The organism is Pedococcus sp. (assembly GCF_036554925.1).
Taxonomy (GTDB): domain Bacteria; phylum Actinomycetota; class Actinomycetes; order Actinomycetales; family Dermatophilaceae; genus Pedococcus_A.
In genome coordinates this window covers 21,553-29,510 of record NZ_DATBMI010000206.1, presented here as the reverse complement: position 1 = coordinate 29,510, position 7,958 = coordinate 21,553, and the positions used below count along the sequence as shown (strand labels likewise).

Sequence of the window (7,958 nt, the reverse complement as noted above, 5' to 3'; positions counted from 1 at the left end):
GTGCCCGAGGCCGACTGGCCCTCGATCAGCCAGTCCTTCGTCGAGAGCCTCGGCCTGACGTGGAACCCGCTCACCACGCAGATCGAGAGCCACGACTGGCAGGCCGAGCTCTACGCCGACGTCGCGCGGTTCAACCGGGTGCTGCACAACCTCTGCACCGACGTGTGGACCTACATCTCGATGGGTTACTTCGCGCAGGTGCGCGGCCAGGGCACCGTCGGGTCGAGCACCATGCCGCACAAGGTCAACCCGATCCGCTTCGAGAACGCCGAGGCCAACCTCGAGGTCTCCAACGCCCTGCTCGACGTGCTCGGCTCGACCCTGGTGACGAGCCGCCTGCAGCGCGACCTCACCGACTCCTCGATGCAGCGCAACATCGGCACGGCCTTCGGCCACTCCCTGCTCGCCCTCGACAACGTGGTGCGCGGCCTCGCCGGCCTCGACGCCGTGCCGTCGGCGATGGCGGCCGACCTCGACGCCAACTGGGAGGTGCTCGGCGAGCCGGTGCAGTCGGCGATGCGGGCGCTCGGCGCCCGGGGCGTGCCGGGCATGGAGGAGCCCTACGAGCGACTCAAGGAGCTCACGCGGGGCCGGCGCATCACCGGTGACGACCTGCGCGCGTTCGTCGCCGGCCTCGGCCTCCCCGACGACGTGGCGGCCCGCCTGTCGGCGATGACGCCGGCCACCTACACCGGAGCGGCCCCCCAGCTCGTCGACTACCTCGGCTGACGGCCCTAGGTGGGGTGCCCCTCGGGCTCGGCGTCGAGGGAGAGCAGGACGTAGGCGTCGGTCGGCTCGGCCTTGCCCTTGAGCTCGAGCGGCCCGAGCGGCTCGGTCACGGCCTCTGGCAGCAGCGCCAGGGTTCCCGGCCCGATCGCGACACCCCCGACCGGGGCCTTCGCCTCGAGCCGGGAGGCCACGTTGACGGTGTCGCCGATGACCGTGTGGGTGCGGCCGCCGCCGGCCCCCAGCACGCTGACGGAGACCTCGCCGCTGTTGACGCCGACCCTGAAGCGTGGCCACCCGGGGTGCCTCGCGGCCACGCGCGCCGTGGTCTCCTGCAGGGCCAGGGCCGCCGCGGCCGCCCGCTGGGCGTGGTCGGGCTGGTCACCCCGCCGGTTGAAGGTCGCCATCAACGCGTCCCCGATGATGCGGTCGATGTCCCCGCCGTGCGCCTGTACCACGGGGGGGATGGCCACCTCGAAGTAGGTGTTGAGCATGGCGGTGACCTCGTGCGGCTCGTGTGACTCCGACCAGCTCGTGAACCCCTGGAGGTCGGCGAAGAGGATGCTCATCTCCCGGCTCCCCGAGACCGTCTGGTCGAGGTACAGGCCGGCGAAGCGCTCCTCGTGCCACTGCCGCTGGGCTCCCCAGGCGACCAGCCCGAAGGCCATCAGCATGAGCACGTGCCACTCCCACCAGCTGAGGTGCCAGTTCGGGGCGAAGACCACCGCGACCATGGCCTCGCCGAGCAGCACCATCGCGGCTGCCATCGCCAGCGGCATCAGCCCACCGCGGCGACGCCACAGGTCGACGTACCGCACCGCGGCCCAGGCGTAGAGGGCGATCGCGAGGAGGGCGAGCGCGCCGAAGGGGCCCGAGGCCCGCTCCGGCGCGGTGGCCTGGAGGGGCGGCAGCCGCGCGAGTGACAGGACCGCCCAGCCGGCCATCAACGCCAGCAGGGCGCTCCGCAGGAGCCGGCACCGCGCGGTCAGCCAGACCCCGCGGGGGCCCTCGAGGTCGATCGCGGAGGCCGCCGCGAACAGCGCCCCGATGCCGAGCCCGACCGGTGTGGCCAGGGAAAAGCCGGCGTTGGGGGTGTCGAGGAGCACCCGCGGTGTGGCGAGGGCGTGCAGGCCGAGGAAGCCCGCGGCAGACAGGAAGGTCAGGGAGACCAGCAGCACCCGCGCGTCGCCACGGAGCAGGGCCGCCGCGCCGGTGCCGTAGGCGACGACGGCGCTCAGGGCCGCCGCCACGAGGACGAGCCAGAAGTGTGCCGGGTCGTGCTGCCACACGATGTCCAGCGCCGGCCGGCGCAGCAGGAGGGTCAGCCCCGCGAGGGGCAGGAGGAAGGCGATGACCGCCGCCACCACCACCGCGGGCCGGGGCTGCCTGCCGGGAGCCGTCGTGGCGGCGCCCGAGGCCGGCGGCGCGTTCACGACGGCCCCCTCACGCCGCCCTCCCCACGCCGGCCCCTGCACGCCGGAGCCTGCACGCCGGAGCCTGCGCACGGGGCCCCTGCACGCGGGCCGCTCGACCACCGACGCCGCCAGACCCGGGCGGTCGTCACGGTGTCCCTGCCACCGCGGCTCCGGAGCGCAACCCCGCGAGGTACTGGTGCAGCTGCGAGACGACCACGGAGCCCTCGCCCACCGCGGACGCCACGCGCTTGACCGAGCCGTGCCGCACGTCGCCGACCGCGAAGACGCCGGGCAGCGAGGTCTCGTAGGGCAGTGGCGCGCGCTCGAGCGGCCACTCCCCGCCCGAGTGCGCGTCGGCGCCGCAGACGACGAAGCCGTGGTCGTCACGGTCCACCTCCTCCGGCAGCCAGCCCGTGTGCGGTTCGGCGCCGATCATGACGAAGAGCCCGTCGGCCGGCACGGGCTGCCGCTCGCCGCTCGCCCGCCGGGCGATCACGACCTCCTGGAGCCAGCCCTCGCCGCCGCCGCCCACGACCTCGGAGTCGAGGTGCACGGTGATGCCGGGGTTGGCCTCGATCTCGTCGACGAGGTAGCGCGACATCCCCTCCTCCAGCGCGGCCGAGCGCACCACGAGCCGCACGTCCGCGGCATACCGCTGGAGGTGCAGGACGGCCTGTCCGGCCGAGTTCCCGCCGCCGAGCACGACCAGGTGGAGCCCGGCCAGGGCCTGGGCCTCGGAGACGCTGGCGCCGTAGTAGACCCCGGCCCCGCTCAGCGCCTCGAGCTCGGGGATGCCGAGGCGGCGGTACGCCACGCCGGTCGCCAGGACGACGGTGGCAGCGCTGACTCGGCCGATCCCCGAGACGTCGGCCTCGAAGCGGTGGTCCAGCCGGCGGATCGAGGTGACCTCACGGGTGAGCAGGAAGTGGGCGCCGAACACCCACGCCTGCTGGTACCCGCGCTGGGCGAGCTCGGCGCCGCTCAGCCCCCGCGAGAAGCCGAGGTAGTTGCGGATGAGCGAGCTCGACCCCGCCTGCCCGCCGAGCGCCTCCCGCTCGACGACCAGGACCCGAAGACCCTCGGAGGAGGCGTAGACCGACGCGGCAAGCCCTGCCGGCCCGGCACCGACGACGAGTACGTCGAACGCCCGGTCCTCGTCCGGCAGGGTGGTGCGGATCCCCCACGCCTCACAGATCTCGGCGTCCGTGGGGTCGAGCAGCACGGTGCCCCCCAGGGCCGGCATCCACACGACGACCGGGCCGGTCAGCTCCTCCGGGTCGCGCATGCCGATGTGGGAGAGCGCCGTGCTGGCCGGGGCGGTGCCACGCTCGAGGAAGGTGTGTGGGATCCCGTTGCGGGTCAGCAGGCTGCGGATGCCGTGTCCGCGCGGCGCGCGCCGTTCCGCCACCACGACCACCTCGCGCTCGGCCGAGGTCACGGTTCGCGACCACTCCTGGACGAACTCGCCGACGGTGCGGTGGAAGAGCTCGTCGTGCTCGGACCACGGCTTCAGCACGTAGTAGTTGATGTCGCCCATCGCCATGGCCCGCAGGATCGCCTCGGCCGTCGGGCGGTCCGACCAGGCGCCCCACGGCACCAGCAGCGCGCGACGGGCGTCCGGGTGCATGGTGCGCACCCGGCTCAGCAGCTCGGCCCCGGCCAGGTCGGGCAGCCACTGGTCGGCGAGCACGGTCGCGACCGGGTCCCCGCGGTTCCGGGCGGCCTCGAGCTGGCCCAGCGCGGCGGCGGCGGTGAGCTCGCCGCGCACCCGGTAGTCGCTGCCGAACCGGCGTGAGAGGTGGGTCTCGATCCGCGAGAGTGCCTCGGGGTCCGCGTCGACGGCGAGCAGCAGTGGGCGGGGCATGGGCTCCTCCAGCCGGTCGGGTCCTCCCTCAGGCTAGGCCGGGAGCGGGCGCACGGGAACCCGCCCGATGGCGTACGGTGCGCTCCGGCGCGGCGGGTACCGTCGGGGCATGGCTGCGCGGATGGCACGGGTGCGGGACGTCACCGACATCGCCTGCTCGCTGCCGGAGGTCGACGTCGCCGGCACCGACGAGCGTCCGTCGTTCGCGGTGCGCGGGAAGACGTTCGTGTTCTTCCGCGGGCCGCGCAAGGACGCCGTCGACCCCGACACGGGCGAGCCGATGGAGGACGTCATCTGCTTCAGCGTCGGGGACCTCGCCGACAAGGAGGCACTCGTCGAGGGTGACGGGCCGTTCTTCACGACGCCGCACTTCAACGGCTACCGGGCGGTGCTGCTGCGCGAGCGCGACCTTCGGCAGGTCACGCGCCAGGAGCTCGCGGAGGTCATCACCGACGCCTGGGCCGCGCGGGCGCCGAAACGCCTCGCCAGGCAGTTCCTCGAGGATTCCGGTCCTCCCGCCCGTTCAGGTCATCCCCCCGGTTCGGGGTGATACCGAGCGCTATGGCGCTCGCAGATACCCCGAACGAGGTGACGCAGCGGCCGAGGTCAGACCGTGACCTTGCCGTTCGGGGTGTCGAAGGTGACCGCCAGCAGCCCGGGGGTGCCGTGCGGGGCGACGAACGAGAAGTCGATCACGGTGGAGGTCCTGTCGGCCGGCAGGTCGAGCCACTCCCGCACCCGGTCGGGGTCGCCGGCGATCTGCAGGCCCTCGATGGTCACGTCGGTGTCGGCCCCGACCGAGGGGTGGCACTCCGGGGTCTTCCACTCGACGAAGAAGGGCAGCTGCGGGTCGGAGATGAGGCCCTTGACGCCGAGCTGGCGCCATTTCAGCTCGGTCCCGTCGGGACGGTGGCGGTTGCCCTCGGCCGACTCGCGGCCGAGCCGCTCCTCGTAGGGCTTGATGTCATCGACACGGACGACCCACCCGAGCCAGCCGCCGCCGGCCTCGGAGCGGGCGCGAACCGCCTGCCCGAACGGGGCCTTGTCGGATGCAGGGTGGTCGAGCACCTCGACGACCTCGACGTACCGCTCGTGCGCCAGCGGGAAGATCACGTTCCGGGTGCCGAACCGCGGGTGGATTCCCCCATCGACCGGCTCGACGCCGATCAGCTTGGCGAGACGCTCAGCAGTCGCCTTCAGGCCGTCGTGCTCGGCGGCGTAGGAAACGTGGTCAACTCGCATGCAGCCATCGTGACACACGCCCAGGGGTGCTCTTGACACAGGGTCGGCGATGCGGCATGGGCCGACCGGGCCTCAGCCTGAAGGGCGCTGGCGACGCTGGCGGACCGCCTCGTAGATGACGACCGCCGCCGACGTCGCCACGTTCAGCGAGTTCGCGCGGCCGGCCATCGGAATCCTCACCCGGTGGTCCGCGGCCTGCAGGACCTCGTCCGTCAGGCCGTACTTCTCGGCCCCCACCGCGACCGCGACCGGGCCCGTGTAGTCCACGTCGGTGTAGTCGAGGTCGGTGTCCGGAGTGGTCGCGACGAGGGCCACGCCCTGCTCGCGCAGCCACGCCACCGTGGCGGCGGTGGTGTCGGTGGCCACCGGGACGGAGAACACGGTCCCCTTGCTGGCCCGCACCAGGTTGGGGTTGCCCCAGTCGGTCACCGGGTCCGCGGCGATGACGGCCTCGACCCCTGCGGCGTCCGCGGTGCGGAGCATCGCCCCGAGGTTGCCGGGCTTCTCGACGCCCTGGCAGAGCAGGGTCAGGGCGTCCGGGCCCACGGTGAGGTCCGCGCACGTGCGGGTGACGGAGTCGACGACCGCCAGGAAACCGTCCGGCCCCTCGCGGTAGGCCACCTTCTCGAAGGCGCCGCGCCCGAGCTGCACGGTGTCGGCGCCTCGTCCGGCGACGGCGGTGACCACAGGAAGCTGCTGGCCGGCGTCGAGCATCAGCTCGGGGCAGTAGTAGAGCGTTCGCGGCACCACACCGGCCTCGAGGGCCAGCGAGAGCTCCTCGAAACCCTCGATCAGGGTGAGGCCCGTCTCCTCACGGGAGCGGCGGCGGCGCAGTGCGACGAGGCTCTTCAGCCGCTGGTTCGACGGCGAGGTGATGATCAGGTCAGACATGGCGGCCCCAGCATGTCACTAGTCGAGCCAGAACAGGCTCTGCCCGTGCGGGCCGGTCCACGCCTTCGGTACTCCGTCGAGCGCGAGCAGGAAGCTGTCGGGGCGCGGGGCCGCGGCGGCGGGCACCCCCACGAGGCCCTCGAGCACGGCGGGTGCCTCGTTGGCCAGCCAGTGGCCCGGCAGCGCGGAGACCACCTCGGCGAACCGGCAGCGCTGCTGCGGGTCGGCGTAGGCCAGCACCGCGCTGTGGAACACCACGAGGGTCGCGTCGGCCGGCGCCCGGGCGGCCAGCGCGGGCAGGTCGTCGACGAGGTCTCCGCGCACGAGCAGGGGCGGCTGCGCGCGCAGGACCTCCGCGGCCGCGCGCAGCCGCCGTCGGCGCTCCTCGTGCTCGGGCCACACCAGCGCCTCCAGCCACCGCAGGTCGTCGTCGGTGGTCACGTCGAGCGGGTTGAGGTCGAGCCCGGCGCGCCACACCACCTCGGGCAGCCGGGCCGGCAGGGGGACGTCGTTCTCCAGCGAGCAGGCGAGGGTGGGCTGCGCCCCGGTGCCGCCCACGATGGTCCCGTCGTAGTCGTAGCGGTAACGGTCCGGGTAGAGGCACAGGCCCGCCGAGGCGCCGACCTCCAGCAGGGCGAGCGGGCCGGGTATGCCGGCCATCAGCGGAAGCAGCGTGGCACACCGCGCGGCCTCGTTGGTCTGGGTGCCACGGGAGAGCATCTCGGCACTCACCTCGGGCCAGCGCGCGGCGGCCCAGGCGGTGAAGGCCGCCGGGTCGTGGACGGGACCGTCCAGGAGACGACCCACCCCGAAGAGGAGGTTCGGTTGGCGCTTGCCCGGCGGCAGGGTGTCCAGGAGGTCCAGCAACGCCGGCGCCCCGGCCACGTGGCGGGCCAGCTCCACATAGGTCGGCGAGCTGCCCCGCGCCTCGACGTCCGCGAAGCGCTGGTACCCCTGCGCCGTCGACATGCGGCAACCCTGCCAGACGCGCCCGGGCGCGGGGCTACGCGAGCAGCGAGCGGAGCACCGGGACCAGGCCGTCCTCGTCCACGTGCCCGGTCACCTCGTGCGCCACGGCCTTGACCTCGGCAGGCGCATTGCCCATGGCGACGCCGCGAGCCGCCCACTGCAGCATCTCGAGGTCGTTGCGCTGGTCGCCCACGGCGACCGTGAACATCGGCTCGACCCCCAGGCGGCGGCGCAGGGTCTCCAGCGCCGCGCCCTTGGAGACACCCTCGGGGTTGATGTCCATCCAGGCGGTGAAGCCGATGCTGTAGTTCACCTCGTGCAGGCCGATGCGCTCGGCGAGCTGCTCGAACTCCTCGCTGGTGCCGGTGGGGCTGCGGAAGGTGACACGGGTGACCGGGTCTGCCACGAGCTCCTCCCACGGCACGACCCGCAGCTCGCCGTCGAGCTCGCCGTCGGGGAACGGCCCGCTGAGCTTGAAGCCGACCCCGAGCTCCTCCACCGCGATCACGGCGTCCGGCCACGAGTCGCGCAGCAGGGCCAGCGCGGGCGCCGGGTCGAAGGTGACCGTCTCCAGGATCTGGTAGCCCTGGGGCTCGTCGGGGTCGAGGGCGAGGGTGACCGCACCGTTGGAGCACACGGCATACCCCGTCATCAGCCCGAGCTCGCAGAGCACGGGCATCGTCGCCACCAGGGAGCGCCCGGTGGCCACCACGATGTGCACGCCCGCCTCGGCCACATCGCGCACCGCCTGGCGCACCGCCGGGCGCAGCTCGCCGGCGTGGGTCAGCGTCGTGCCGTCGAGGTCGAGCGCGATCAGTCGCTCCGTCATGGCTCCCCCTCGGTCAGAACAG

Annotated in this window: 8 protein-coding genes; 2 read left to right on the top strand and 6 right to left on the bottom strand. The window is 73.4% G+C overall.

Annotated elements, in window-relative coordinates:
* On the top strand, positions 1 to 729 hold a 729-nt coding region (locus VIB11_RS15870; RefSeq protein ID WP_332032476.1), incomplete at its 5' end, for a lyase family protein.
* A 5-nt stretch (positions 730 to 734) separates the two neighbouring features.
* On the opposite strand, the gene VIB11_RS15865 is transcribed toward VIB11_RS15870, so the two are convergent.
* Together VIB11_RS15865 and VIB11_RS15860 are read right to left on the bottom strand one after the other, a co-directional pair.
* Positions 735 to 2,159, bottom strand: a complete 1,425-nt coding sequence (locus VIB11_RS15865) for an adenylate/guanylate cyclase domain-containing protein (RefSeq protein WP_332032474.1) — start codon at positions 2,157 to 2,159, stop codon at positions 735 to 737.
* A 127-nt stretch (positions 2,160 to 2,286) separates the two neighbouring features.
* Entirely contained in the window at positions 2,287 to 4,005 is a 1,719-nt protein-coding gene (locus VIB11_RS15860; RefSeq protein ID WP_332032472.1) for an FAD-dependent oxidoreductase, read from the bottom strand.
* A gap of 109 nt (positions 4,006 to 4,114) precedes the next feature.
* Here VIB11_RS15860 and VIB11_RS15855 point away from each other — a divergent pair, with 109 nt between their 5' ends.
* Entirely contained in the window at positions 4,115 to 4,555 is a 441-nt protein-coding gene (locus VIB11_RS15855; RefSeq protein ID WP_332032470.1) for an MmcQ/YjbR family DNA-binding protein, read from the top strand.
* 56 nt (positions 4,556 to 4,611) lie between these two features.
* On the opposite strand, the gene VIB11_RS15850 is transcribed toward VIB11_RS15855, so the two are convergent.
* From VIB11_RS15850 to VIB11_RS15835, 4 genes are all read right to left on the bottom strand, one after another.
* Positions 4,612 to 5,247, bottom strand: coding sequence for a VOC family protein (locus VIB11_RS15850; protein WP_332032468.1), 636 nt, complete (start codon positions 5,245 to 5,247; stop codon positions 4,612 to 4,614).
* Between the two features lie 72 nt (positions 5,248 to 5,319).
* Entirely contained in the window at positions 5,320 to 6,138 is an 819-nt protein-coding gene (locus VIB11_RS15845) for an RNA methyltransferase (protein ID WP_332032466.1), read from the bottom strand.
* An 18-nt stretch (positions 6,139 to 6,156) separates the two neighbouring features.
* Positions 6,157 to 7,107, bottom strand: a complete 951-nt coding sequence (locus tag VIB11_RS15840) for a DUF2332 domain-containing protein (RefSeq protein WP_332032465.1) — start codon at positions 7,105 to 7,107, stop codon at positions 6,157 to 6,159.
* A gap of 34 nt (positions 7,108 to 7,141) precedes the next feature.
* Positions 7,142 to 7,936, bottom strand: coding sequence for an HAD family hydrolase (locus VIB11_RS15835; protein WP_332032463.1), 795 nt, complete (start codon positions 7,934 to 7,936; stop codon positions 7,142 to 7,144).
* Positions 7,937 to 7,958 lie beyond the last annotated feature (22 nt).